General features: G+C 68.2%; 16 protein-coding genes. 9 read left to right on the forward strand and 7 right to left on the reverse strand.

What is annotated here, in order from left to right; all coding sequences use genetic code 11:
* Together CU254_RS16665 and CU254_RS16670 are read left to right on the forward strand one after the other, a co-directional pair.
* Positions 1-183 carry a hypothetical protein gene (locus CU254_RS16665; protein WP_037713889.1) on the forward strand — a complete coding sequence of 61 codons (183 nt, stop codon included), beginning with the start codon at positions 1-3 and terminating at the stop codon, positions 181-183.
* Positions 180-647, forward strand: coding sequence for a CBS domain-containing protein (locus CU254_RS16670; protein WP_037713891.1), 468 nt, complete (start codon positions 180-182; stop codon positions 645-647). Before CU254_RS16665 ends, CU254_RS16670 begins: the two co-directional genes overlap by 4 nt.
* Here CU254_RS16670 and CU254_RS16675 read toward each other — a convergent pair.
* Positions 628-2979 (reverse strand): alpha-L-fucosidase, encoded by a 2352-nt coding sequence (locus tag CU254_RS16675; protein WP_037713892.1) that lies wholly within the window; start codon positions 2977-2979, stop codon positions 628-630. The genes CU254_RS16670 and CU254_RS16675 overlap by 20 nt on opposite strands.
* Before the next feature lie 275 nt (positions 2980-3254).
* Positions 3255-5606, reverse strand: a complete 2352-nt coding sequence (locus tag CU254_RS16680; protein ID WP_158688042.1) for a tetratricopeptide repeat protein — start codon at positions 5604-5606, stop codon at positions 3255-3257.
* A 77-nt stretch (positions 5607-5683) separates the two neighbouring features.
* Between CU254_RS16680 and CU254_RS16685 the strand changes: the two genes are divergently transcribed.
* The gene (locus CU254_RS16685) at positions 5684-7432 is read left to right on the forward strand and encodes a hypothetical protein (RefSeq protein ID WP_009077634.1); all 1749 of its coding nucleotides are present in this window, start codon (positions 5684-5686) and stop codon (positions 7430-7432) included.
* A gap of 268 nt (positions 7433-7700) precedes the next feature.
* On the opposite strand, the gene CU254_RS16690 is transcribed toward CU254_RS16685, so the two are convergent.
* The 5 genes from CU254_RS16690 to CU254_RS16710 form a co-directional block, all read right to left on the reverse strand.
* Complete coding sequence (locus tag CU254_RS16690) at positions 7701-9287, reverse strand: alpha-amylase family glycosyl hydrolase (protein WP_009077635.1); 1587 nt, start codon at positions 9285-9287, stop codon at positions 7701-7703.
* Positions 9288-9333: 46 nt separating this feature from the next.
* Positions 9334-10203 carry a carbohydrate ABC transporter permease gene (locus tag CU254_RS16695; RefSeq protein WP_009077636.1) on the reverse strand — a complete coding sequence of 290 codons (870 nt, stop codon included), beginning with the start codon at positions 10201-10203 and terminating at the stop codon, positions 9334-9336.
* Positions 10200-11174 carry a carbohydrate ABC transporter permease gene (locus CU254_RS16700; RefSeq protein WP_009077638.1) on the reverse strand — a complete coding sequence of 325 codons (975 nt, stop codon included), beginning with the start codon at positions 11172-11174 and terminating at the stop codon, positions 10200-10202. Before CU254_RS16700 ends, CU254_RS16695 begins: the two co-directional genes overlap by 4 nt.
* Positions 11152-12531 carry an ABC transporter substrate-binding protein gene (locus CU254_RS16705; RefSeq protein ID WP_037713899.1) on the reverse strand — a complete coding sequence of 460 codons (1380 nt, stop codon included), beginning with the start codon at positions 12529-12531 and terminating at the stop codon, positions 11152-11154. The genes CU254_RS16700 and CU254_RS16705 overlap by 23 nt, the downstream gene beginning before the upstream one ends.
* 119 nt (positions 12532-12650) lie before the next feature.
* Positions 12651-13658 (reverse strand): LacI family DNA-binding transcriptional regulator, encoded by a 1008-nt coding sequence (locus tag CU254_RS16710; RefSeq protein WP_009077642.1) that lies wholly within the window; start codon positions 13656-13658, stop codon positions 12651-12653.
* Here CU254_RS16710 and CU254_RS43060 point away from each other — a divergent pair.
* The 6 genes from CU254_RS43060 to CU254_RS16735 all read left to right on the forward strand — a co-directional run bounded on the left by CU254_RS43060 (position 13657) and on the right by CU254_RS16735 (position 25031).
* Positions 13657-13821 (forward strand): hypothetical protein, encoded by a 165-nt coding sequence (locus tag CU254_RS43060; protein ID WP_158688043.1) that lies wholly within the window; start codon positions 13657-13659, stop codon positions 13819-13821. The two genes, CU254_RS16710 and CU254_RS43060, sit on opposite strands and share 2 nt — an antisense overlap.
* Before the next feature lie 195 nt (positions 13822-14016).
* Positions 14017-17601: a CARDB domain-containing protein gene (locus CU254_RS16715; protein ID WP_037713901.1), complete on the forward strand. Its 3585-nt coding sequence runs from the start codon at positions 14017-14019 to the stop codon at positions 17599-17601.
* Between the two features lie 73 nt (positions 17602-17674).
* Positions 17675-21346, forward strand: a complete 3672-nt coding sequence (locus CU254_RS16720; RefSeq protein WP_009077646.1) for a CARDB domain-containing protein — start codon at positions 17675-17677, stop codon at positions 21344-21346.
* A 136-nt stretch (positions 21347-21482) separates the two neighbouring features.
* Complete coding sequence (locus CU254_RS16725) at positions 21483-21767, forward strand: DUF1905 domain-containing protein (protein WP_009077648.1); 285 nt, start codon at positions 21483-21485, stop codon at positions 21765-21767.
* 114 nt (positions 21768-21881) lie between these two features.
* The gene (locus tag CU254_RS16730) at positions 21882-23990 is read left to right on the forward strand and encodes a N,N-dimethylformamidase beta subunit family domain-containing protein (RefSeq protein ID WP_050788201.1); all 2109 of its coding nucleotides are present in this window, start codon (positions 21882-21884) and stop codon (positions 23988-23990) included.
* A gap of 18 nt (positions 23991-24008) precedes the next feature.
* Positions 24009-25031 carry an LLM class flavin-dependent oxidoreductase gene (locus tag CU254_RS16735; protein WP_009077652.1) on the forward strand — a complete coding sequence of 341 codons (1023 nt, stop codon included), beginning with the start codon at positions 24009-24011 and terminating at the stop codon, positions 25029-25031.
* The last annotated feature ends 85 nt before the right edge of the window (positions 25032-25116 follow it).

Genomic DNA, 25116 nt, shown 5'->3' on the forward strand with positions numbered 1-25116 from the left:
ATGTCCGAAGAATGGTACTACAACACCCGCACGAACGAGGTCGAACGCGGCCGCCAGTCGCGCGGCGTCGACCGGCTCGGCCCGTACCCGGACGAGGCCACCGCCCGGCGGGCCCTGGAGCTGGCGCGCGAACGCACGAAGGCCGAGGACCAGGCCGACGCGGAGTGGAACAACCCGCAGTGACCGCCCCGGATTTCCGCGGCGCGTCGACGGTCGCCGAAGCGATGCTCCGGGCGCCGAAGGTGCTCGACGCGTCGGCGACGGTCGGCGAGGTGCGCGCGCTCTTCGCCGACGACCATGTGCATGCCGCGCTGGTCGTCGCGCGGGGAACGCTGCTGAGCGTCGTGGAACGGCCGGATCTGGACGGGCTGCCGGACGCGCTTCCGGCCTCCGAGGCGGGTCGGCTGACCGGCCGGGTGGCGGCTCCGGAAGCGGACCTGCACGCGACGTGGCGGGGGATGTCCCGGCGCAGGCTCGCGGTGGTGGACGAGAGCGGACGGTTGCTGGGTCTGTTGTGCTTGAAGCGCAGCGGTCGCGGGTTCTGCTCGGACGCCGACGTGGCGGCCCGGGCGCAAGACCGGGCGAGCGGGTGTTGGGGCGGCCCGTCGCGGCCCGCCCCGGCCAGCGTCAGCGCCAGTCCACTTTGAACACCCACACGTGCTTCCCCGCCGCCCGCGCCGCCGCCGGAACGTCGACGACCAGGCGGCCGTCGCTCTGACTCCAGTGCAACGGGCCGCCGTAACCGAGCAGGCTCACCCGGTCTCCCTGGCGGATCGGGACCGGCGCGTCGACCACGAGCTGTGCGCCGGGCGCGACCAGCGACAGGACGTAGAACGCCGAACCCGGCTGCACCGTAAATCGCAGGTCGCCGAGCTGGGCCATCCGTGACCAGTACGTGGTGCCGTAGATCGCTTCGCCGTTGGTGCGCAGCCAGGCTCCGGTCTCGCGCAGCCGCTGTTGCATCACCGCCGGGATGGTGCCGTCGAAATCCGGGCCGATGTCCAGCAGGAAGTTGCCGTTCTTCGACACCACGTCGACCAGCGTGTGCACCACGTCGTCGGTCGTCATGTACTTGTCGTCCGGCGTCGCGCGGTTGTAGCCGTACGAGAACGGATCCAGGCCCCGGCTCGATTCCCACTTCGCGACGACCGTGTTCGGGTACGTCGTGTATTCGGGCGTGGTGAAGTCGTGGTCCGGGATGCCGCCGCGGTCGTTGTACGTGACGTCCTTGGGGCGACGCCGGTTCTTGGCCCGGTTGAAATACTCGGTGAGCACGTCACGGCTGTCGTTCACGCCGCCGATGTCGAACCACAGCACGTCCGGGTCGAAGCCGGAAATCAGCTCCAGCACCTGCGGGGCCTGGAGATCCTTCACGAAATCGCGTCCGGCGGTGTAGCCGGTGTAGGGCAGCGGCGCGCCGGTGTACGGATTGCGCGGCGCGTGGCCCATCCACGGGTTGTCCGGGTTGAACCATTCGGGCAGCGAGAAGTACAGGCCGTTGCGCAGGCCCGGCGTGTACTTGCGCGACGCGGCGAACAGGTCCGCGACGAGATCCCGCCGCGGCCCGAGCTTCTTCGCGTTGCGGCCGCTGACTTTGGTGTCCCACAAGGCGAATCCGTCGTGGTGCTTGGACGTGAGCACGTAATACTGCGCGCCCGCGTCCGCGATCAGCTGCACCCAGGAACGCGGATCGAACCGGGCAGCGGTGAACTTCGGGATGAAGTCGTCGTAGACGAACGATTCGCCGTAAGTCTTGGCGTGATATGCGTACGTCGGGCCGTTGGGGTCTTGCTGGTTGTTCCAGTACCACTCGGCGTACTGCTGGCCGACCGGGGCCCACGCGGGCACCGAGTACACGCCCCAGTGGATGAAGATCCCGAATTTGGCGTCGCAGAACCAATACGGCGCGCGGTGCGCGGACAGCGACGCGTCGGTCGGCCGGAAGTCCGGGATGCCGAGCGGCACCGGCAGGGTCCGGGTGGCGATCGTCGACCGGTCGGCGAGCACCCGGATCCGGCCGGTCGCGGGGGTTCCGGCGGGCAGGCCGCGATCGGGGACGAGGCCGAGCCGCACCGTGGTCTGCTCGCCTGGCGCCAGCCGGGGGATCGGCGCGGGCGTGCGCACCCGGCCGCCCGGGACGTCGAGCGTGACGGTGATCCGGTCGCGCGTTTCGAGCCAGACGGTGCCGGTGTTGACGACCGTCGCCTCGACCGCCTGCGGACCGCCGTCCTGCAGCAGATTCGCGGTCGCCCGGGCGTCGAGCACGGTGGCCGAACGGCCTTGCGCGATCGGCTGCAGCGTCAATGCGAACACGTGCAGGCTCGGCACGTTCGCCGCCGGCGGGGCGGTCTTGGGCAGGGTCAGCGCGACCGCCTCCCGCGCCGGGTCGATCCACACCTGCGCGGTCCCGATCGACACCGGGTTCTGGTCGGCGACGCCGCCCGGTCCGTAGCGGAAGGTCGAGACGACGGCGCCGCCGGAGCCGTACCAGTCGGAGCCGGACAGGGCGGCGGTGCTGGTGCTGCCGTCGGCGTAGTGGACGGTCGCGTTGCCCCCGGTGCCGCCGTAACTGCACGCGACGAGGAACGCGGCACCGTAATACCGGCCTTTCGGCAGATCGATGCGCTGGCCGAGCGCGACGACGTTGTTCTTCGCCCCGGCGGCCGCCGAGCCGAGCAGAAACGGCACGCCGCCCGCGGTGACCGTGCTGCCCGCTGGGATCTGCTCCGCCGGAAAGGTGTAGCCGGAACCGTCGAAGTTCCCGTCGTGCGCGTTCGCGGAGTCGATGCCGTCGTTGTCGAACCAGGTCTCGAGGGAGACGGGCACCGGCGGTGGCGGCGGCACGACCGGGGTTCCCGAGCCGTCCGTGACCACCGGTTGCGCTGGCCCGTTCGCCGCCGCGGCGGTGCCCGCCGTCCCGAGCAGCACCGCGCCGCCGAGTGCCATGCCGAGCGCGTGCCGACGAGGATAGGTCGTCATGGAACCTCCACGGTGAAGTCCAGTGATCCGATGCCTGACGGAAGTTTCTCGATCATCAAGAGAATCGGGGCGGGGATTCGGCCGATACATCTGATGAATCATCATCGGGGTGCGCTGAGTTGGCGTCAAGGAGGCTGGGCCGGACGGAGGTGGGAAGTACCGCTCAGCGGGGCGTGGATCGCTCCGTGGAGGAGGCGGAACCAGTGCGTCAACGAGGGCCGGGACCGGGCGTTGGACGGAGGTGCCCGGGAGGAGTCGGCAGCGGTGGGTGCGGATCAGCTCTCGGCAGCTGCTGCGCGCAGATCGCCGGCGCGGCCGCTCCACCACACAGCTGAGGCGACGCGACCGGCGCGGAACAGCACATCAGCCAGATTCGCTGCAGCTTCGGCGTCCCCGCCTTCCGCTGCTTGGCGATACCAGTGTGCACTCTCGTTCACTTCGCCGTTGTTCGCGTAGATCGTGCCGAGATTGAACGCCGAATCTTGATGGCCTGCCTCGGCCGCGACAGTCAGATGCGGGACCGCTTCTTCGGTCCGCCCGAGATCGAGGAGAAGGTCGCCGATGATCCCGTCCGCCTCGCGGTCACCCAGGTCAACGGCTCGTTGAAGCCAGGAAATCGTCTCGTCGAGCCGACCCTCGTTCAAGCGGATCCTGCCGAGCGCATGGATAGCCTGGAGGTGTCCGTTGTCTGCGGCGCGCCGAAACCATGATTCGGCTTCTCGGGGCTGGCCGGACTCCTCGTACAGCAGGCCGAGGTTGAAAGCTGCACCCGGGTATCCGGCGTCGGCGGCATGGCGCAACCATCTTTCCGCACCGGCTTGGTCGCCCGCATTCTTGTAAATATTGCTCAGGTTGTTGGCGGCTTCGGCGGATCCGCGTTCGATGCCCAGCAAGTACCATCGTTCGGCCTCGTCGAGCCGTCCGGCTTCGTGGTGGAACAGGCCGATGTTGAAGGTGGCGATCTCGTCACCTTCCTCCGCCGCGCGAAGAAACCATTGCTGTGCTTCTTCTTCTCGGCAGGCAAGGCTCAAGATCTTCCCGAGATTTGTCGCTGACTGGTGGTCCCCCAGCGCCGCACCCTGCCGGTACCAGTCCTCGGCCTCGGACAGAAGGCCCTGTTCCTCTGCTGCGAAGCCAAGCCTGAACAAAGCGGGCCCGTATCCGAGTTCCGCGGCTCGAATGGTCCACGATCGTCCCGCAGCCTTGTCTCCTGCCCGGTCAGCGAGCACGCCCAGGTTGAAGGCGGACCGGGGCTCTCCGCGGTCTGCGGCGTGTTTGAAGAGTTCGATCGATTCCTCCGGACGATCAGCCTCGCTGCACAGAACTCCGAGATTGAACAGCGCCAAAGCAGAGATTGGCCCAGCGTCGGCTGCGGCGATAGGACGCCAGATCTCCTCCGCAATTCGAAAGGAGACACGTGTCGCTGCTTCGGCCGCAGCGGTCGCCACGCCCATCAGGTCGGCAGGGTCAGCGGCTCGCGCGGCATGCGGCCACACGACGTCGGGAACCGGAGGGCAGGGCTCGAGGCTTTCCATGCGGTCGACGAGGTAGTCGAAGACGCGCCACATCCCTCCGGCTGCGGGAAGGAGAGGGCTGGTGACGCCGAGCCGGATTTCACTTGCCCAGGCGAAGGCCTCGTCGAGCGGTTCCGGACGAAGCAAGACGCCGCCCATGGCCTCCAGATGATGTTCGTGCAATTCGGCGAGCAATTCCTGCGGATACGGGCCGGGCAAGCCCGCGCGGGCGAGGTCGATCGCCGCCCCGATCAAAGCAGCACCCCGCGGCTTGCCCTCGACGTCGACAGAACGCCGCCACTCCGACCAGATTGCCGGACCCGCCGCGAGGTACTCGGCGACTCCATGGGGACCGTGATGCGCCACCGCGTCTCTGACCCGTTCGTCGGTGCTGGCGCTTGCCCGCTCAAGCTCTGCGGCGCTCCAGATGCGGGAGAGCACAATCGGCTCGGTCGTCTCGAGCACGCGGGCACCGATTCGGGCGGTTTGGGCCAACGCCGGATCGACCCCGTCGGCCAGCGAGCTGCCTGCGGCGTCGCTGAAAGATTTGTACCGATTCACCCGAATCGTCGCGATGACAGGGACCCGCAACCGTCGGCAATCCTCAAGAGTAGCCTGGTCGACCGCACCAGATTTCAGGTGCAGATCCACATTGTCCAGCCACAGGAGGCAGCGGACGCCAGCTCTCTCGATGGTCTCTGTCGTCGCGAGCACCTCGGCGGCGGTCACGGGGGTTGCGACCCTGAGTTCCGGGAGCACGGCCTGGATTGCTTCGAACGCTGCTCTGGTCTTGCCTGCTGCGGAGTTGCCGACGAGCAGAACCAGATCGCCGGTTTCTCCGGCTGCCGCTACCGCCTCACGTAACGTCACGTCAATATCACGTTCGATATAGGGCGGAACGTTGTCGCCGTCGGGGAGCGACCGCGCCCAGTGCGTGCCCGCTGATATGGGGTTCCAGTCCCGTGCCAGCGGCCATTTCTCCGGGCGTGTCCACAGGTTGGAGGCACCAGGCTTCCCAGTCACGATGACCGAACCGGCGATATCGCGAGCCTGAACTACCGGTCCGTGAAAGACGCCGCCAGAGACGTTGTTTCGCGCTGGGTCGTCGCCCACGTTTCCTTCAGACATTCCCCTCCGTTGTCTGTCCCAGAGTTTCGCTGCCGCCTGTCAGTACCATAGCCGGTGCGACAGTGATCGAGCACCAGTTGCATCCGGAGGGGGCACCACTCGTGGGCAAGGCGAGTCGCGCGAAACGCAAACGAGCTGGCCGGCCGGGCAAGGGACCGCGTCCTGGCTCTTCTGAGGTCGGCTCGGCCGGGGCCTCGACGGAAAGCGAAGCAGCCAAGAACGCCATGTACAGGCTGGTCGACGCCGGCATGTCCGGACGACTTACCTTGGCCTCCGCCTATGCCCTGGGCTGCTCTACGGTAGTCCTCGCTCACGCCGAAGGCGACGGGCCCGAATGGTACGGGGCGGTGGACCCGCTCGACTTGGTCTTCCTGGGTGCCGCGCTACCTGAAAGATTTCGAGACGCGGCTGACTTCGGCAATGCGCGGACCGCCTGGTTCCGGAAGCTTCGGGAGACGCCGCACTGGGGAGGTGTCGAGTGTCTCGTGACGGAGGCGGTGAAGTTGAGCAAGGGGCACGATCTGCCCATCGACGCTCCGACCGCCCTCGTGCTGTTGAATGCTCGCCTTGAGCACACGAAACCCAACCAGCGAACGTTAGCCGCGGAGCTTCGGCCTGCCGCCTTGCTTTCTGACGGCCGATTCCGCAGCGGTCCGCCGGAAGATCTCGTGCTCCCCGTTCCGTCCGCCGAGGCCGTCGAGAGCGCCAAGCTGTTCCGCGCGAGGCCGGATGCCAGAGTTGGGTGCCGCGACAGTTGTGTCGAACGGCTACGCGATGGACTGCGGCTGCTAGAACATGTCGGCTACAGCGCACCGAACGGCGCTTTTAAGCTGTTAATCGCTTTGTATGCTGCACTCGTCGCGTCCAACGACGAGCCGGTCGAGCAGTTGCCAGCGCGTGCACTCGCCTGGGCGCACGGACTTGACGAAGCGTCCTCCCTGATTCCTGTTGTCGACACGATCATGATAGCCGCGGTGCGCGACCTAGACATCGAATCGACGATCAGCCGCTTGTTCACGTTTCCGTCCTTTCTGCGTTCCGCGAGCAGGGAGGATCAGCGCTGGCACAGCGATTCAGGCACCGATTTTGTGATCTTGGCGCTCGAGTTCGGGCACTCCGCGGTCAGGAGCCGCGACCGCGAAGTCATGTCACTGGGACCGATTACAAGCATCTCGCTGAAAAGTCTTGAACGCGAGTTCGAGGCTGAACGCGGTCGTCCCATGGAGCCAGGTGACAGGGTTTTCTCCGCTGATGACGTCCGCGAACTAAATGCTGAGATGGAGAAAATGTTCGAGCTGGCAAGAATTCATCCGGCTTGGTCGAACGCATATCTGCGCGACAACGCGCCCTTGCCGCGGCTTGATGGAAGTTTTCGCGCGAAAAAAGACCGTCAGGATTTTCTGGAGTCGGTAGAAAAGTACATCATCGCACATCCGGGCGAGGCTCCCCCTGATCATGATTCCGAGCTGGCCAAGCTGCGTGGCATCAGTGCGATGATGACGGTGAGAATGGCGATAAAAGACGATCGGTTCGCTCCCCAGTTGATCGGGTTGCTGGACGGCTCCGCAGTCGAAGAGTTCGATGAGGTCGAAGTGGTGGCAGAATTTCTTGCGGGTTACGCGGAGCATCTTGTCACCGTCGTCAACGAGAAGCCGGATATTGAAGAGAAGGCGCTGGAGTGGGCCCGCCTGCACGGCGGTGCGTCCTTGGCGGAGCGGCTCCGAACCTGTATCGGCTCAGATCCGGAAGACGGCTGGCTGATCGAACCCGCGGTACTGTTGGCGATCGCAGTGGCTGATTCAAGTCGTTAATCGAATTGGTGATGCGCGAAATCAGGCTCTGTGTCGCGGGCCATGGTCCGCGACGGTCGTTCCACGCTTCGCCGTCGGGAAAGGGCCCGCGTGGCCGACGAGGCTAATGGGTAACTCGATAATCAAGGGAATCGGGGCGGGCAAACAGCCGATACATCTGATGAATCATCGTCGGCGCGCACCGGAGTGCTGTCAAGGAGATTCCGCTCAGCGGGGCAGCGCGAAAAGCCGACCACCCCGGGGATGATCGGCTTTCCGCGAGCGAGGGTCAGGAGCGCAGCCAGACCGCCGTGTCGGTCGGCAGCTCGGCCGTCACCGGGTCGCTGGCCAGCAGGATCTCCGCGTGCGGCGGCAGCGGGACCGGCGATCCGGAGAAGTTGAGGACGAACGTGAACCCCGGCCCCCGGCGGAAGGCCAGCACGTCGTCGCCGAGCGGCAGCCACTCCAGCTCCCCGGCGAGTTCCGTGCGCAGCCGCAGCCCGGCGCGGTAGAGGCTGAGCATCGACGCCGGATTCGCCGCCTGCGCTTCCGCCGTGTACGCCTGCCATTCCGCGGGCTGCGGCAGCCACGCGCCGCCGGGGCCGAAGCCGAACGGCGGTTCGCCGCCGGACCACGGCAGCGGCACCCGGCAGCCGTCGCGGCCGGGGTCGGCGCCGTTCGTGCGCGCCCACACCGGGTCCTGCCGCAGCTCGGCGGGAATGTCCTCGACCTCCCAGAGTCCCAGCTCTTCGCCCTGGTAGACGTACATCCCGCCGGGCAGTGCCATCGTCAGCAGCGCGGCGGCGCGGGCGCGGCGGGTGCCCAGCACCAGATCCACCGAGCTGCCGTGCAGCCGGTCCGCGAAGGAAAACCCGGTGTCGCCCGCTCGGCCGTACCGCGTGACGTGCCGGGTGACGTCGTGGTTCGACAAGACCCAGGCGGGCGGCGCGCCGACGGCGTCGTGCGCTTCCAGCGTCCGTTCGACGACCTCCCGGAAGCGCGCCGCGTCCCACGGGCAGACCAGGAAATCGAAGTTGAACGCCGAATGCAGTTCGTCGCGGCGCAAGTACCGCGCGGTGCGGGACATGTCCGGCAGCCACATCTCGCCGACCAGCACGCGCTCGCCCGGGTAGCTGTCGGCGATCTTCCGCCACGACCGGTAGATCTCGTGCAGCCCCTCCTGGTCGGAGAACGGCGTCTCGTCGCCGTCGGCGACGTCCGGCAGCCGCGCGTCCTTCACCAGCCCGTCGGCGACGTCGATGCGGAACCCGTCCGCGCCGCGGTCGAACCAGAACCGCAGGATGTCCTCGAACTCCGCGCGGACGTCCTGGTTGTCCCAGTTGAAATCCGGCTGCCGCGAGCTGTAGAGGTGCAGGTACCACTCGCCGTCCGGCACCCGCGTCCACGCGGATCCGCCGAAGCGCGACTTCCAGTTGTTCGGCGGCTCGGCGCCGTCCGGTCCGCGGCCCGGACGGAACCAGAACCGTTGCCGCTCAAGCGAACCGGGGCCAGCGGCCAGTGCTTCCCGGAACCAGCGGTGCTCGTCGGAGCAGTGGTTCGGGACGATGTCGATGATCACCCGCAGGCCGCGCCCGTGCGCCTCGGCGATCAGCGCCTCGGCCTCGGCGAGAGAACCGAAAAGCGGGTCGATGCCGCGGAAATCGGCGACGTCGTAGCCGCCGTCGTCCATCGGCGACGGGTACCACGGGGTGAACCAGAGCGTGTCGACGCCGAGCGCCGCCAGGTGGTCGAGCCGCGCGCGGACCCCGGCGAGATCGCCGACCCCGTCGCCGTTCCCGTCGGCGAAACTGCGGACGTAGATCTGGTAGATCGCCGCGGTGCGCCACCAGCTGTCTTGTCTTCGCGATGCGGTCACGGAAAAAACCCTCCTCGGGGTGGGGAAAGCCAGTGGTACGACCGGTTCAGCCCTTGAGCCCGCCGGCGGTGAGCCCGGCGAGGATCTGCCGCTGGAACACCAGGAACAGCGCCACCATCGGCACGCTGGCGAGCACCATCCCGGCGGTCAGCACGTTGAGCGGCATGTCGATGGCCACCCGCTGCAGCATCACCGAAAGCGTCTGCTTGCCGCTGTCCGGGAACACCAGCAGCGGCCAGATGAAGTCCTTCCACGCGGTGACCACCGCGAGGATCGACACCACCGCCAGGATCGGCCGCGAGATCGGCAGCACGATCCGCCACAGCGTGCGCACCGGTCCCGCGCCGTCGAGCCGGGCGGCTTCGATCAGCTCGTCCGGGATCCGGTCGAAGAACCGTTTCAGCACATAGACGTTGAACGCGTTCGCGGCGGCGGGCAGCCAGACCGCGGCGGGGGAGTCGATCAGGTTCAGGTGCAGCAGCGGCAGGTCGCTGATGGTGACGTAGGTCGGCACCAGCAGCGCGGCAGCGGGCAGCATGAGCGTGGCGAGCATGAGCCCGAGGACGGCGTTGCCGAACTTCGGCCGCAGCTTCGACAACGCGAAGGCGGCGGGGACGTCGATGGCCATCTGCGCCAGCCACGCCCCGCCCGCGACGACCAGGGTGTTGAGGAAGTACTTGCCGAGGTTCAGCTGGTCCCAGGCCTCGCCGAAGGTTTCCGGATGCCATTCGTGCGGGACGAGCGTCGCCGGCGTCTGCGCCAGCTCCTGCGGCGTCTTCATCGCCCCGGTCACCGCCCAGTACAGCGGGAACAGGAAGGCGAGCACGAACACCGCGAGCGTGCAGGCGAAAACGGCGCCGTAGACCACCTTGCCGCGCTGGCTGCGCAGCGCGCCGGGCGAGACGAGCGTCCTCATGCCTGGTCCGCCTTCCTGGTCAGCCGGACGTACAGCGCGGAGAACACGCCGAGCGCCAGGAACAGCAGCAGGCTCATCGCGCTCGCCGACCCGAAGTCGTTGTAGACGAAGGCATAGCGGTAGAGCAGCAGGAGCACGGTCACCGTCGAATCGTCCGGGCCGCCGCCGGTCATCACGTACGGTTCGGTGAACACCTGCATGGTCGCGACGATCTGCAGCAGCAGGAGCATCAGCAGGACGAACCGGGTCTGCGGGAAGGTCACGTGCCGCAGCCGCTTCCACATCCCGGCCCCGTCGAGTTCGGCGGCCTCGTACAGTTCGCCGGGGATCGTGCCGAGCGCGGCCAGGTAGATCAGGGTGGTGCTGCCCATGTTCGCCCACGTCGAGACGAACACCAGCGACAGCATCGCGGTGCCGCTCGAATCCAGCCACTGCGGCCCGGACAGGCCCACCGCGCCGAGCGCGGAGTTGAACAGGCCGGAACCCGGGTCGTAGAACCACTTCCACATCAGCGCGGTCACCACCGGCGGCAGCATCACCGGCAGGTACACCGCGAGCCGGAAGAACGCGCGGGCGTGCCGCATCTCGTTGAGCAGCACCGCGGTCAGGAACGGGACCGCGAAGCCGAAAACCAGCGCGAGACCGGTGAACAGCAGCGTGTTCCGCCAGGCGACGCCGAACAGCGGGTCCGCGAACAGCCGGGCGAAGTTGTCGAGGCCGACCCACGTGGGCGGGTTGACGAAGTCGACCTGCTGGAAGCTGAGCAGCACCCCGCGCACGATCGGGTACCAGGAGAACATCGCGAACACCACGAGCGCGGCGCAGAGCAGGCCGTAGGCGGTGAGGTTCTCCTCGAGCTTGCGGCGCAGCCGGGCGCGGCGACGCGCGGCGGGGGAGGCGGCCGGGCGCCTGGCCGGCGACGAGGAGGTCGCGGGCCAGGCGAGCAGGCTACTTGACCTGGGCGAGGACACTGGTGACCTTCGCCGCGGCGGACGAGAGTTGCTGGTCGATGTTCGCGTTCCGGTCGGTGAGCACTGCCTGCATCACGCTGTCCAGGATCGCGTAGACCTGCTGGGCGTTCGGCGGTTCGACGCTGCCCTTGATCTTGCTTGTCGAGTCCACATAGGACTGGTAGTTCTTCGCGGGGACGTTGGCGTACTTGGCCTTCAGCGCCAGCTGCTGGTCGCGTACCGCGCCCTGCCAGACGTCCGGCGTCGGCTCGGCGGGAAGGCCGACCGGCTGCTTGCCGTCGACGTACTGCTTGATGTGCTTCTCGAAGCGGTCCGGGTTGAGATATTTCCACTGGATCCACTCGAGGCCCGCCTTGATCTTCTCCGGCGACGCCTTCGGGTTGATCATGTAGCCCTCGCCGCCGAGCAGCGTGCCCTTGCCGTCCGGCATCCCGGCGATGCCGTAGTCCTCGTACTTGCCGTTGAACTGCTTGACGAGCACCGGCACGTTGTCCGGGGCGGCCATGTACATGCCGAGCTGGCCCGCGCCCATCATCCGCTGCACGTCCTGGGCCTCGAGCAACTGCTTGCTGCCCATGGAATCGTCAGTCCAGCGCAGATCGTGCAGAAGGTTCAGGGCGGCCTTGCCCTTTTCGTTGTCGAAGTCGGCGACCCATTTGCTGCCGTCCTTGCGCGCGACGGAGCCGCCCATCGACGCGAGCCAGCCGGTGAGGTGCCAGCCGCCCTGGTTGTTCTTGCTGTAGTCGGCGTACCCGACGATTCCGTTGCCCAGCGCGGAAATCTTCTTCGCGGCCGCGCGCACCTCGTCCCACGTCTGCGGCGGCTTGTCCGGGTCGAGCCCGGCCTTCTGGAACAACGGGCGGCTGTAGAGCAGGCCCATCGTGTAATTCATCGTGGGCAGGCCGTAAAGCTTGCCGCCGGGGCCGCGGAAGTTGTCGAGCAACTCCGGTTTGAGATCGTTGACGTGCGGGACGTTCTTGACCGCCTCGGTGATGTCCGCGGCCTGGTGCCGGGCGATGATCTGGGCGGGATCGGTGAAATAGACGTAGTAGACGTCCTCGAGCTGTCCGCCCGCGAGCTTCGCGCCGAACGTTTTCGGGTCCATGAACCCTTCGTGCGGTTCGATCTTGACGTTCGGGTGCGTCGCCTCGAATTCCTTGACGTCGGCGTCGAACACGCCGCGTTCGAACGGCTGGCTCGTCGGCGGCTGGCCGGTGACGGTGATCGTCACCTTGCCCCCGGCGGAGCTTCCCGGATCGCCGCCGCTCCCGCACGCGGTTGTCCCTAGCGCCAGGCCCGCCGCGGCGAGCAGGGCGAACGTCCGGCGGGGAACAGCGGGGGACCAGGGTCTGCTCATCTCAAGCCTCATCTCGCGGGGGAGCACAGCAGGTGACGGCGGTCACCCTAGAGCCGCGAGAGCCGAGTGCGCAAGAACTCGACGAGAAACTGCAACTTATGAACAGTCAGGTCTGTGGTTCATGCGGTCCGGCGGGCAGTGGAGCCGCGCACCACCAGCTCCGGCGCGAACAGCAGCTCCTCCACCGCGACCTCGCCGCCGTTGATGCGTTTCACCAGCAGTTCGACCACGGCGCGGCCCATCGCCTCGATCGGCTGGCGCGTCGTCGTCAGCGGCGGGTCGGTGCAGTTCATCAGCGCGGAGTCGTCGTAGCCGACCACCGAAATGTCGCCCGGCACGGACAAGCCCTGCCGCCGGGCCGCGCGGATCGCGCCCAGGGCCAGCGGGTCGCTCGCGCACAGCACCGCGGTGGCGCCGCGCGGGTACAGCCGCGCCGCGGCCGCGTGTCCGCCCTCGATGGAGAACATCCCGTGTTCCACCAGCTCGTCCAACACTGGAAGCCCGAGTTTCGCGGCGTGCTCCCGGAACGCCTCGAGCTTCCGCTGCGACGGCACGTGGTCGCTCGGTCCCAGCACCAGGCCGATCTTCTCGTGGCCGAGGGAACTCAGGTGCCCGACCGCCTGCTCGACGGCGACCGCGTCGTCACACGAGACCTGCGGCAGTCCGAGGTGGTCGACGGCCGCGTTGATCAGCACCGTAGGCAGCCGGCGTTCCGCCAGGTGGTGGTAGTGCGTGTGCACGGCGTCGGCCTGCGCGTACATCCCGCCGGCGAAGACCACGCCGGACACCTGCTGCTGCAGCAGCATCTCGACGTACTCCGCCTCCGACACCCCGCCCGCGGTCCGCGTGCACAGCACCGGCGTGAAGCCCTGCTGGGCCAGCGCGTTGCCCATGACCTCGGCCAGCGCCGGGAAAATCGGGTTTTGCAGCTCCGGCAGCACCAGCCCGACGAGCCGGGCCCGCTCGCCGCGGAGCTGCGTCGGCCGCTCGTAGCCCAGCACGTCCAGCGCGGTGAGCACGGCGGCCCGGGTGCTCGCGGACACCCCGGCCTTGCCGTTGAGCACCCGGCTGACCGTGGCTTCGCTGACCCCGACCTGGCGGGCGACTTCGGCAAGACGACGTGTCATGAGTGAAAGTTACCGCAAACCAGCGCAAGTTTCCGACGAGACGCGCGCGGCGCTTGCTCTCGCGACGAAACCGCTGGTCGAACGCGCGGCGGATCGACGAACGATGTTGACTTCGCCGCAGCAGTGGGCTGTAATTCTTGAACGAATCAGTGAAAATACCTGACGACATCCCGGGCAATCGCGGCAAGCGTCTGCCCAGCCTCAACGAAGAGGTGCCATGCCGACTGCTCCGCGCTGTTCTCGTGCGCCCCCGGACCCCGGTCTTCCCGCCGGTCCGCTCCCTGGTCCCCGCCGTCCCGCGCCACGCGGGGCGCTCCCGTTCGAATCGTCTCCCTCCTCCTTGGATCAGAGGAAACCCATGAGAACGAAGCGACTGCTCGCGCGCGCCGCGATCGCCGCCCTGTCCCTGCTCCTGACCGCACCCGCCTGGCCGGCGAACGGCGCGCCCGCCCTCGCCGCCAAGGCAGCTGTCCAGCCCGCCGCCCAAGCCGCCACCGCGACGTACACCGCCAGCAGCCAGCTGCCCGGCTATCCCGTGTCCAACGTCGGCGACGGCAACCAGGCCACCTACTGGGAAAGCACGAACAACCAGTTCCCGCAATGGATCCAGGCCGATCTCGGCACCGCGACGAACGTCGCGCAACTCGTGCTCAAACTGCCCGCGAACTGGGAGGCCCGCACCGAAACGTTCGCGGTGCAGGGCAGCGCGAACGGCGCGAGCTTCAGCGATCTCGTGCCTTCGGCGGGCTACCGGTTCGACCCGGCGACCGGCAACACCGTCACCGTGAACGTCACCGGCAGCACCCGGTACGTCCGGCTGACCATCACCGCCAACACCGGCTGGCCCGCCGCGCAGCTGTCCGAGTTCGAGGTGCACGGCCCGGCGGGCGGCGACACGCAGCCGCCGTCCGCGCCCGGCAACCTCGCCTACACCGAGCCGGCGAGCGGCCAGATCCGGCTGACCTGGTCGGCGTCCACGGACAACATCGGCGTCACCGGCTACGACGTGTATGCCAACGGCCAGCTCCGCGGCAGCGTCGCCGGGGACGTGCTGACCTATACCGACAATCAGCCGGCCAGCGCGAGCGTCGCGTATTACGTGCGCGCTCGCGACGCGGCGGGCAACCAGTCGGCGAACAGCAACACCGTCACCCGCAACGGCACCCAGAGCGGCACGAATCTGGCGCTGCACAAGCCGATCACGGCGTCGTCGACCCAGCAGACCTACGTCGCGGCCAACGCGAACGACGACTCGGTGACCACGTACTGGGAAGGCAGCGGGGCGTATCCGAACCTGCTGACCGTGGCGCTCGGCGCGCACGCCGACCTCGACCGGGTCGTCGTGAAACTCAACCCGGACCCGGCGTGGAGCGCGCGGACGCAGACGATCGCCGTCGAAGGCCGCGACCAGGGCGCGACCGACTTCACCACGCTGGCGCCCGCGCAGACGTACAGTTTCGACCCGGCGAGCGGCAACACCGTGACGATCCCGGTCAGCGGCCGGGCCAGCGACGTCCGCCTGCGCTTCACCGCCAACTCCGGGGCGGGCGGCGGTCAGGCCGCGGAGTTCCAGGTCTTCGGCGTGCCCGCGCCGAACCCGGACCTGACGGTCTCGGACGTGTCGTGGACGCCGCAGAAACCGGTGGAGACCGACGCGATCACCGTGTCGGCGACCGTCCGCAACATCGGCACGGCAGCCTCCGGCGCGACCGACGTGAATCTGTACCTGGGCAAGACGAAGGTCGGCACGGCGGCGGTCGGCGCGCTCGCGGCCGGAGCTTCCACGACGGTGTCGGCGAACATCGGCACCCGGGACGCGGGCAGCTACGACGTGACCGCGAAGGTCGACGAGGCCAACACCGTCGTCGAACAGAACGAGGACAACAACTCCTACACCAGCTCGACGCCGTTGGTCGTCAGCCCCGTGCAGAGTTCCGACCTCGTCGCGGCTACGGCGTGGTCGCCGAACAACCCGGCGGCAGGCAACGCGGTGAACTTCACCGCGACCCTGCGCAACCAGGGCACGGTCGCTTCCGCGGACGGTTCCCACGGCGTCACGGTGACGATCTCCGACCAGAACGGGACGGTCGTCAAGACGTTGAGCGGTTCCTCGGCGGGGATCATCGCGCCCGGAGCCACCGCGTCAGTGGATCTGGGGAGCTGGACCGCGGCGAACGGCCGGTACACGGTGAAGACGGTCGTCGCGAACGACGCCAACGAGCTGCCCGCCAAGCAGAGCAACAACACCAGCACCCAGCCGCTGTTCGTCGGCCGCGGCGCCAACATGCCGTACGACATGTACGAAGCTGAGGACGGTGTCGTCGCGGGCGGTGCGACCGTGATCGGTCCAAATCGGACGATCGGCGACCTCGCGGGAGAAGCGTCGGGCCGCAAGGCCGTGACGCTGAACTCGACGGGCGCCTCGGTCGAGTTCACCACCCGCGCGGCGACCAACACGCTCGTCACCCGGTTCTCGATTCCGGACGCCGCGGGCGGCGGCGGGCAGAACGCGACGCTGAACGTGTACGTCGACGGCACGTTCCTCAAGGCCATCGACCTGACCTCGCACTACGCGTGGCTCTACGGCGCCGAAGCCTCGCCGCAGAACTCGCCGGGCGCCGGGCCGGCGCGGCACATCTACGACGAGGCCAGCATGCTGCTCGGCGCCACCGTGCCCGCCGGCCACAAGATCAAGCTGCAGAAGGACGCGGCGAACACCTCGAACTACGCGATCGACTTCGTCAACTTCGAGCTGGCCGCCGCGACCGCGAACCCGGACCCGGCGCACTACGCGGTCCCTGCCGGGTTCACCCAGCAGGACGTGCAGGCCGCGCTGGACAAGGTCCGCCAGGACCCGAACCTCACCGGCGTCTACCTCCCCGCCGGGCAGTACCCGATGACCGGCAAGGTCACCGTCTACGGCAAACCGGTCACGGTGCTCGGCGCCGGACCGTGGTTCACCAGGTTCACCGCGCCGTCCGGGCAGGAGAACACCGACATCGGCTTCGACGCGCAGGCCAGCGCGAGCGGGTCGACCTTCAGCGGGTTCGCCGTGTTCGGGAACTACACGTCCCGCATCGACGGCCCGGGCAAGGTCTTCAATTTCACCGGCGTCACGAACATGACCATCGACAACATCTGGGTGGAGCACCAGATGTGCCTGCTCTGGGCGACCAATGTGGACAACTCCACGGTGAAGAACTCCCGCATCCGCGACACGTTCGCCGACGGCGTCAACTTCACCAACGGCAGCACCGGCAACCACGTCACCAACAACGAGGCCCGGTCCACCGGCGACGACAGCTTCGCGCTGTTCGCCGCTACGGACATCAATCAGGGCAACCAGTACGACAACGTGTTCGAGAACCTGACCGTGCTGCTCCCGTGGCGCGCGGCGGGCATCGCGGTGTACGGCGGGTACAACAACACCTTCCGGAACCTCTACATCGCGGACACGCTGACGTACTCCGGGATCACGCTCAGCTCGCTCGACTTCGGCTACCCGTTCCTCGGGTTCGGGCCGCAGCCGACGACGGTCCAGAATGCCACGCTCGTCCGCACCGGCGGCCATTTCTGGGGCAAGCAGACGTTCCCGGCGATCTGGATGTTCTCCGCGTCCAAGGAGTTCCGCGGCATCCGGGTGTCCGATGTGGACATCCAGAGCCCGACCTACAGCGGCGTCATGTTCCAGGCCAAATACGACGGCAGCCAGCCGGAGAACCCGGTCCAGGACACGGTGCTGGCGAACGTGTCGATCAGCGGGGCGCACCGCAGCGGCGACGAGTTCGACGCCAAGTCCGGGATCGGGATCTGGGCCAACGAACTGCCCGAACCCGGCCAGGGCCCGGCGGTCGGGTCGGCGACGTTCACCGGGCTCACGCTGAGCGACAACGACCAGGACATCCGGAACACGACGACCACGTTCACGATCAACCGCAGCTGAGCGCGCGGGTGCCCGCCCGGTTTCCCGGCGGGCACCCGCTCCTTCCCCTTCCCCGCAGAGAAGAGAAGACGCCATGACCCGTACGCGTTTGTCCCGTCTCGTCGCCGGTTTCCTCGCCGCCGGGCTTTTCGCCGCAGGCCTCACCCACGCCGCCGCGGCCAGCGGTCCTTCGCCAGGTCCGGCTCCGAACGCCGCCGAGGTGCCGTTAGCGCACACGGTATCCGCGAGCAGCGTCCAACCCGGCTATCCCGTCTCCAACGCTTTCGACGGCAACCAGGCCACCTACTGGGAATCGGCCAACAACGCCTTCCCGCAATGGATCCAGGCCGACCTCGGCTCGGCCAAGCCGCTCTCGCGGATCGTGCTGAAACTGCCTGCCACCTGGGAATCCCGGACCCAGACGCTCACCGTGCGCGGCAGCACCGACGGCACGACGTTCACCGACCTCGTCCCGTCGACCGGCTACTCGTTCGCCACCAACACCGTGACCATCCCGGTGACCGCGTCCGCCCGCTACGTGCGGCTGGACGTCACCGCGAACACGCAATGGCCTGCCGCGCAGCTGTCGGAGTTCGAGCTGTACGGACCGGACACTGGCGACACGCAGGCCCCGACCGCGCCCACGAACCTCGCACTGACCGAGCCCGCCGCCGGGCAGGTCAAACTGACCTGGTCGCCGTCGACGGATGACGTGGGCGTCACCGGATACACCGTGTACCGCGACGGCACGCCTGCCACCACGGTCACTGGCCCCACCTTTACCGAGAACCGACCGGCGGGCCCGCGCATCGAGTACTTCGTGCGCGCCAAGGACGCCGCCGGGAACGAATCCGCGGACAGCAACCACGTCGTCCGCGCCGGGACACAGACCGGCCAGAACCTCGCCGCGGGCAAGCCGATCGAAGCGTCCTCGACGGTCGGCGCGTTCGCCGCAGCCAACGCGAACGACAACAACACTGGTACGTACTGGGAGTCCGCCGCAGGCTACCCGAACACCCTGACCGCAAAGCTCGGCGCCGACGCGGATCTTTCTTCGGTCGTCGTGAAACTCAACCCGGACCCGATCTGGAGCGCGCGGACGCAGAACTTCGAGATCCTCGGCCGTGCCCAGGGTGCAAGCGAATTCACGACGCTCGCCGCGCGGGCCGACTACCGCTTCGACCCGGCCGTCAACCAGAACACCGTGACGATCCCGGTCACCGGCCGCGCCGCGGACGTGCGGCTCCGGTACTTCGCCAACTCCGGCGCGCCGGGCGGCCAGGCCGCGGAATTCCAGGTGTTCGGCATCCCCGCGCCGAACCCGGACCTGGTCGTCACCGGCACCGCGTGGACCCCGTCCAACCCGACCGAGGCCAGTGACCTCGCCGTATCGGCAACTGTGCGGAACGCGGGCACTGCCACTGCGGGTGCCACGACAGTCAACGTCAGCCTCGGCGGCACCGTCATCGGCTCCGCGCCGGTCAGCGCCCTCGCCGCCGGAGCTTCCACCACGGTGACCGTGCAGGCGGGCAAACGACCGCAGGGCACCTACCGCGTGTCCGCCACGGTCGACCCGGCCAACACCGTGGTCGAGCAGGACGAAACCAACAACACCTTCACCTCGACGGCGCAGCTGGTGATCGCCCAAGCCCCGGGCCCGGACCTCGAGGTCACCGGCATCACGCCGAACCCGCCGAACCCGGCCGTCGGCGCGCCGGTGTCGTTCACCGTCGCCGTGCACAACCGCGGCACGAGCGGCGCGGGAGCCTCGGTGACCCGGTTGTCCGCTGGCGAAACCACGCTGAACGCCGACACTCCCGCGATCGCAGCCGGAGCCACGGCGAACGTCGCGATCCCGGGCACGTGGACTGCCGCGAACGCGACTCTCACCGCGACCGCCGACGCGACCGACGTAGTCAAGGAGACCAACGAAGCCAACAACACGCTGTCGCAGGCAATGGTGGTCGGCCGCGGCGCAGCGCTGCCCTACGTGGAGTACGAGGCGGAAGCCGCGCAGTACCAAGGCCAACTGCTGGAGACCGACCCGCTCCGGACGTTCGGGCACACGAACTTCGCGACCGAATCGTCCGGCCGGAAGTCCGTCCGGCTGGCGAACCAGGGCCAGTACGTGGAGTTCACTTCGACGAACCAGGCGAACTCGATCGTGGTCCGCAACTCGATCCCGGACGCTCCCGGCGGCGGGGGACAGGACGCGACGATCAGCCTGTACATCAATGGAGCCTTCGCGCAGAAGCTCAACCTGTCGTCCAAACACAGCTGGCTCTACGGCAACACCGACGACCCCGAAGGGCTGACGAACACCCCGGGCGGCGACGCGCGGCGGCTGTTCGACGAATCGCACGCGTTGCTGACGCAGTCGTACCCGCCGGGCACGAAGTTCAAGCTGCAGCGCGACAGCGGCGACACCGCGGCGTTCTACGTCATCGACCTGATCGATCTCGAACAGGTCGCGCCAGCCCTGCCGAAACCGCCGGAATGCACCTCGATCACCGACTACGGCGCGGTGCCCGACGACGGAATCGACGATTCGGCCGCGATCCAGCGCGCGGTCACCGAAGACCAGAACGGCGTGATCAGCTGCGTGTGGATCCCGCCGGGCCAATGGCGGCAGGAACGCAAGATCCTCACCGACGACCCGGACGTGCCCAACGGCGGCGGGCAGTACAACCAGGTCGGCATCTCGAACGCGACCATCCGCGGCGCCGGGATGTGGTATTCGCAGCTGTACTCGCTGATCCAGCCGCAGGACGCGGGCGGGATCAACCATCCGCACGAGGGCAACTTCGGCTTCGACATCGACAAGAACGTGCAGATCTCCGACCTGGCCATCTTCGGCTCCGGCCGCATCCGCGGCGGCGACGGCGGCGCGGAAGGCGGCGTCGGACTGAACGGCCGGTTCGGCACCGGCACGAAGATCTCGAACGTGTGGATCGAGCACGCGAACGTCGGCGTCTGGGTCGGCCGGGACTACAGCAACATCCCGGCGCGGTGGGGCCCGGCCGACGGCCTGGAGTTCAGCGGCATGCGGATCCGCGACACCTACGCCGACGGCATCAACTTCGCCAACGGCACCCGGAACTCGCGGGTGGTGAACTCGTCGTTCCGCACCACCGGCGACGATTCCCTCGCGGTCTGGGCGAATCAGTACGTGAAGGATCCGGCGGTGGACATCGCGCACGACAACGTGTTCCGCAACAACACGATCCAGCTGCCGTGGCGCGCCAACGGAATCGCGGTCTACGGCGGGTACGGGAACAAGATCGAGAACAACCTGGTCTCCGACACGATGAACTATCCCGGCATCATGCTGGCGACCGACCACGACCCGCTGCCGTTCTCCGGGCAGACGCTGATCGCGAACAACGCCCTGTACCGCTGCGGCGGCATCTTCTGGGGCGAACAGCAGAAATTCGGCGCGATCACCTTCTTCGCCCAGGGCAAGGACATCCCCGGCATCGTCCTGCGCGACACGGAAATCCATGATTCGACCTACGAAGGAATCCAATTCAAAACCGGCGGCGGCGCGATGCCGGACGTGACGATCAGCGATGTGAAAATCGACAAATCGAACAACGGCGCGGGCATCCTCGCGATGAGCGGCGCCCGCGGAAACGCGACGCTGACGAACGTGACGATCACGAACTCGGCGGCGGGCGACGTCGTCCGCGAGCCGGGTTCGCAGTTCGCGATCGCCGGCGGACCAGTCCCGGCGCTCGCCGCTCGCGGCCGTCGCGGGACGAGATAGGGGGAGGTCCGGCGCCGGAACGGGCGGGTCGTTCCGGCGCCGGGCCAGCACCCCGCGGGCCGGTACGGTGTCGAAATCCCGCGAGCAGGTTCGTACCTCGAGGTGAACGCCCCCACCCGAGACGAAGGAGAACCCGATGACCACCGGCGAACTCAACGAGGAATTCACCGCGACCCTGCGCAAGAGCCCGGCCAAGGGCGGCCACACCTACCTGGTCTGGCCCGGCTCCGCGGAGTTCTTCGGCACCCGCGGCTTGGTGAAAGTCCGCGGCACGGTCGACGGCGAACCGTTCCGCAGTTCCTTCATGGCCCTCGGCGACGGCACCCACAAACTCCCGGTCAACGCCGCACTCCGGAAAGCGATCGGCAAGGAAGCCGGCGACACCGTGACGGTCGTCCTGCTGGAACGCCTCGCCCGCTGACCCGTTGGGCTCATCGGGTGGTCGTCCGGCCGCCGGGGAAACGTCCGGCGGCCGGACGAGCGTCACCCCGTCAGACGGGTGCGAGGGGACGCACGCCGAACTCCTGGGGGAGACATGGGGATCATCAGCGGCCGTCCGGCCTTGCCGGTCGTCGAAGCGGCAGAGGGACGTCCGGAAGAAGCACAAGAAACCGGAGCGTTCGATCCGCACCAGCGGTGGAGCCGGCTCGTCGGCGGAGGCGACGGCATCGTCTACGCGGTGCAGTCCGACGGCGCCCTGTACTGGTACCGGCACCGGGGCTGGCCCACCGCCGCGTTCGACTGGGCCAACCAGGGTCTGGGGGCGGCGATCGGGTCCGGATGGCAGGACTTCGTCACCGTGCTCGGCGATCTGAACGGGGTCCTGTACGGCGTGCGCGGGGACGGGACGGTGCGGTATTACCAGCGGGTCGTGGCCAATCTGGACACCGGAGCGGGGACCTGGGCCAACAACGGCACCGGTGTCGTGGTCGGGACCGGCTTCGATGCTTTCCCGCGGATTTTCGGCGGACCCGGCGGCGTCCTCTGGTGCGTTGACGCCGACGGAATCCTGTACCGGTCGCGCCGGATCAACGGCACTTTCGAAACGCCCCAGCCGCTCGGCGACGGATTCAACGTCGCGCGCTACCTGTTCTCCGACACCGGGAACGTCATCTACGCCGTCAGCGGCACCGGCGCGCTCACCTGGTTCCGCTACCGCGACGGCATCGGATGGGCGAACGGCGGGCAGCCGATCGCGATCGGCGACAACGACTGGTTCGAGCTGTTCCGCCGGGACCTGTTCGCGGGAGCAGGCAACGGCGCGGTCTACCTGATCCGGATCGACCACTCGGCAGTGCCGGGCGACGACGGCGATCTCGTCGAACTGCGGCTCGCCAACCACCAGACGGTCGACACCGACGGCGGGCCGCGCTGGATCAACAACGCGACCGGCGTGGTCGTCGGGCAGGGCTTCACCGTCGAACGCAGCGCCGGGCTGCAGGGGTATCCGCAGCAGCAGAGCGTGCCCGCGGGCGGCCGGGTGTCGATCGCGCTGTCGACCGCTTTCCCCTCGGTCACCGCGCAGCTCGTGCGCGTCGCACCCGGCGGAGACACGCCGGAAGCGGTCACCGGGACCACCACCGTCGCGGGCGGCCTCCAGCAGGTGGCCGCGAACTACCGGTCCGCCGGATGCGGCTGGGCCGAGCGCTACGCCGCCGATCTCCCGGCGACCTGGCCGTCCGGCGTGTACGCCGCGCGGGTGACCGGCCGGTTCGGCCGGGTGCAGCACATCCCGTTCGTCGTCCGGCCCGCTGCTCCGGTACAGGAAATCGCCGTGGTGCTGCCGACCAACACCTACCACGCGTACAACGGCTGGAGCGGGCACGACCAGTACTCCGAGGGCCAGGATGGCGTCCGGCGCACGATCTCGTTCCTGCGGCCGAGCTACACCTGGCAGATCGCGCCGAAAGGCCAGTACGACCTGGAGCTGTACAGCGATCTGGAACTGCTGCGCTGGCTGAGCGCCGAACAGCTCGGGTTCGACTGCTACACCGACCACGACCTGCACACCGGCGGCTGGCTCCCCGCCTACCAGGCGATCGTGCTCGGTTCGCACCCGGAGTACTTCTCGATGGCCATGCGCACCAACCTGGCGAACTACCTCGCGGCCGGGGGCAGCGTGATCGCCACCGGAGGCAATCAGATCTACGAACGCGCGGAGTTCACCGCCGACGGCACCGCCCTGACGTTCCGCGCCGCCGACGGCAGCCGCGACCTGTTCCGCGAGCACTACGGCCTGCCCGAATCGCAGCTGCTCGGGGTGAATTACGACTCCGACGGCTGGATGACCTTCGCGCCGTACCGCGTGCTGCGCGACCACCCGTTCCTTGCCGGGACAGGGCTGTCGGCAGGCAGCGAATTCGGCGCGCACGGCCGGAACGGAGCCGCGAGCGCCTGGGAATTCGACACGCTCCAGGGCCTCGACGGCGAGGTCCCGCCGAGCGGGGTCATCGCTAGGGGAACGAACCCGGCCTCCCGCGGCGGCGCGGCGATGACCTGCAAGGAACTGCCCAGCGGAGGGTTCGTGTTCAGCGCGTCGTCGCTGACCTTCAACGGAGCGCTCCGGGTCGACCCGGCACTGAGCCTGCTGCTGCGGAACGTGTTCGACCGGGCACTCGCGCCCGACGGGAATGAGACGGGTTAGTTGAACGTTTGACGATGTGTGAAGAACATTGGCTTCCTCTCGTTCGGCCACTGGTCGCCGAGCCCGCACTCCGAGACCCGCTCGGCCGCCGACTTCCTGCACCAGTCGATCGACCTCGCGGTCGCGGCCGAGGAGCTGGGCGTCGACGGCGCGTACTTCCGCGTGCACCACTTCGCGCAGCAGGCGGGCAGCCCGTTCCCGCTGCTCGCGGCCATCGGCGCGCGGACGTCGAAGATCGAGATCGGCACCGGCGTGATCGACATGCGCTACGAGAACCCGCTGTACATGGTCGAGGACGCGGGCGCGGCCGACCTCATCTCGCGGGGCAGGCTCCAGCTCGGCGTGAGCCGGGGATCCCCCGAGCAGGTGATCGACGGCTGGCGGTACTTCGGCTACGCCCCGGCCGAGGGCGAGACCGACGCGGACATGGCCCGCGACCGCGTCGAGGTCTTCCTGAAGCTGCTCGAAGGCGAGGGTTTCGCGAAACCGAACCCGCGCCCGATGTTCCCCAACCCGCCCGGCCTGCTCCGGCTCGAACCGCACTCCGAGGGCCTGCGCGACCGCATCTGGTGGGGCTCGGGCTCGAACGCGACGGCCGTCTGGGCGGCGAAACTCGGCATGAACCTGCAGAGTTCCACGCTCAAGGACGACGAAACGGGCGAACCGCTGCACGTCCAGCAGCGCAAGCAGATCGAGGCGTACCGCGAGGCGTGGAAGGAAGCGGGCCACGAGCGCGAGCCGAGGGTGTCGGTCAGCCGCAGCATCTTCGCGCTGACCAACGACCTGGACCGCGCCTACTTCGGCCGCGACCGCAACTCGCGCGACCAGATCGGCATGATCGACGAGAACACCCGGGCGATCTTCGGCCGCTCGTACGCCGCGGAGCCGGACGAACTGGTGCGGGAGCTGAAGGAGGACGAGGCCGTGCAGGCCGCGGACACCCTGCTGCTGACCGTGCCGAACCAGCTGGGCGTCGACTACAACGCCCACGTGCTGGAAAGCATCCTGACCCACGTCGCCCCGGAGCTGGGCTGGCGCTGAGCACACCCGAACGAGGGAACCGCGGCGCGATCCGTCCGCGGTTCCTTTGTTCGGTTCCGCGTTTCGCGGCACTCCCGTGCCTGGT

The sequence above is a fragment of the Amycolatopsis sp. AA4 genome (genome assembly GCF_002796545.1).
In the GTDB taxonomy this organism is placed as follows: domain Bacteria; phylum Actinomycetota; class Actinomycetes; order Mycobacteriales; family Pseudonocardiaceae; genus Amycolatopsis.

What these genes read in the sequence shown, in the direction of transcription:
- CU254_RS16665 (WP_037713889.1), top strand. Translation starts at nt 1, where the DNA reads ATGTCCGAAGAATGGTACTACAACACCCGCACGAACGAGGTCGAACGC.
- CU254_RS16720 (WP_009077646.1), top strand. Translation starts at nt 17,675, where the DNA reads ATGACCCGTACGCGTTTGTCCCGTCTCGTCGCCGGTTTCCTCGCCGCC.
- CU254_RS16710 (WP_009077642.1), bottom strand. Translation starts at nt 13,658, where the DNA reads ATGACACGTCGTCTTGCCGAAGTCGCCCGCCAGGTCGGGGTCAGCGAA.
- CU254_RS16730 (WP_050788201.1), top strand. Translation starts at nt 21,882, where the DNA reads ATGGGGATCATCAGCGGCCGTCCGGCCTTGCCGGTCGTCGAAGCGGCA.
- CU254_RS16675 (WP_037713892.1), bottom strand. Translation starts at nt 2,979, where the DNA reads ATGACGACCTATCCTCGTCGGCACGCGCTCGGCATGGCACTCGGCGGC.
- CU254_RS16695 (WP_009077636.1), bottom strand. Translation starts at nt 10,203, where the DNA reads ATGAGGACGCTCGTCTCGCCCGGCGCGCTGCGCAGCCAGCGCGGCAAG.
- CU254_RS16725 (WP_009077648.1), top strand. Translation starts at nt 21,483, where the DNA reads ATGACCACCGGCGAACTCAACGAGGAATTCACCGCGACCCTGCGCAAG.
- CU254_RS43060 (WP_158688043.1), top strand. Translation starts at nt 13,657, where the DNA reads ATGAGTGAAAGTTACCGCAAACCAGCGCAAGTTTCCGACGAGACGCGC.
- CU254_RS16705 (WP_037713899.1), bottom strand. Translation starts at nt 12,531, where the DNA reads ATGAGCAGACCCTGGTCCCCCGCTGTTCCCCGCCGGACGTTCGCCCTG.
- CU254_RS16715 (WP_037713901.1), top strand. Translation starts at nt 14,017, where the DNA reads ATGAGAACGAAGCGACTGCTCGCGCGCGCCGCGATCGCCGCCCTGTCC.